Raw genomic sequence first — 1,313 nt, forward strand, 5'->3', positions numbered from 1 at the left:
ATAAATAACTTTCCATTTAGTTGAAACAAGTGAGGATAAGAAATCATTTCGGAATCCCATCCAGAATCTGAGATTATAATTCCAGCTTTTGAATCATTTCTTACCCAATCAACTAAATTTTCTGATGAGGCATATCCTATTTTATAACTTTTATCCTTATTTTGTTTGTAGTCTGTAGCATGCCTATAGCAAAAAAACATATGATATTTATTGTTAATAAATATCACGTCTGGACTTGCTTGTGCTTCATCTTGACCGGTTAAATCTGCAATAATATCTTTGTTTAATTTATTCCACGTTAATCCATTATCTGAAGTGGCTAAACGTATTTTATAAATAGGCTCTTGTTTACCATCTACTTGAATCCATTTTTTGCCTGCAATATAAAATAAATACCATTTGTCATTGTATTTTCTTATTTTAGGGCCGCTTATTATAAATGGCTCTTCAAGAGAATGGCCTAGGATAGGACCATCCCCTAATTTTTCAAAATTTTTACCGTCATCTACGCTTTCTGCGTAGCCTATAGAAACATCAAAAGGCACGGATTCGCATCGAGTCCATCCGCCGTAATAAGCTACTATCTTTTTACCTTCTCGTAGGACCGAGATGGGATAAGTTCCAAATTCATCGAAAGTTCCTCGTTTTCCTAGTTTTAAGATAGGGTTCTTTGCAATATCTAATACTTTAAAGAGATTATTTTTACAAAGATCTACATAAGCTGCGTAACTGGTATATTGATTTTTTTCATTTGGCTTTGACCTACAACTAAAATACACTCTAATAAAGTCATTAAATTCAAGAGTGCATGGAGCTTGTGCAAATTCGTGCATCCAGTCACCAACATTAAATTTGTTTGGCTCAAACAGCAAACCCATTTTGTTCCATTTTAGCGTAGTCATAATTATTGTATAATACTATATTGAGTTAACATATTACGAATATCCTCTTTCTTATTAAACATCATTAAATCTAAAACAGAAAGGTTTGGGACAAAGGGCTCATAGAATTGATTATAGTTTATTTGATCAGATTTTATAAATTGCAAATCACAGCCAATCTTTTGAAATGATTCCTTATCGTACAATTCCTGCCCACCTATAGCATTAATATAGATATTTGCTTCTAGTTTTTGACAGAAATCTAGTACTTTATTTTCTCCTGATAAAGAATGATCTATTGGTATAGTTGAAGAGGTAATTATTGTTGTACCTATTTTTAAAAACCTACATATCGAAATAACAGAACTCAAGATATAAAGAAATAAATTATCTTCTTTATTCTGAATAATTTCTTCAATTATTGGATAAGTG

The 1,313-nt window shown here is 31.2% G+C and carries 2 protein-coding genes; both read right to left on the reverse strand.

Features of this window, described 5'->3' with window-relative positions; all coding sequences use genetic code 11:
• The coding region (locus tag Megvenef_RS09495; protein WP_322777670.1) for a glycoside hydrolase family protein at positions 1–902 on the reverse strand (902 nt) is incomplete at its 3' end.
• A gap of 2 nt (positions 903–904) precedes the next feature.
• A partial coding sequence (locus Megvenef_RS09500) for a WbqC family protein (RefSeq protein ID WP_322777671.1) occupies positions 905–1,313 on the reverse strand: 409 nt, incomplete at its 5' end.

Origin of the sequence: Candidatus Megaera venefica, from assembly GCF_034554655.1 — a bacterium.
Lineage (GTDB): Bacteria > Pseudomonadota > Alphaproteobacteria > Rickettsiales > Rickettsiaceae > Megaera_A > Megaera_A venefica.